Annotated in this window: 1 rRNA gene; it reads right to left on the bottom strand. The window is 47.8% G+C overall.

The features are described 5' to 3' along the window. Window positions 1-251, bottom strand: a 23S ribosomal RNA gene (locus tag ACYQ2O_RS13490); the annotation flags it as partial. Window positions 252-255 lie beyond the last annotated feature (4 nt).

Here is a 255-nt window from a genome sequence, read left to right as displayed (position 1 = left end):
CGCTACTCGGGGAATCGCGTTTGCTTTCTCTTCCTGCAGGTACTTAGATGTTTCAGTTCCCCACGTCTACCTTGTCTATAGCTATGTATTCACTATAAACATATCACTTGATGAAAAGTGATGGGTTTCCCCATTCGGAAATCTCTGGATCAATGCTTACTTACAGCTCCCCAGAGCATATCGGTGTTCGTCCCGTCCTTCATCGGCTCCTAGTGCCAAGGCATCCACCGTGCGCCCTTATTCACTTAACCTGGT

The sequence above is a fragment of the Alkalibacterium sp. m-11 genome (genome assembly GCF_054658155.1).
This window is presented reverse-complemented; position numbering and strand designations above follow the sequence as displayed.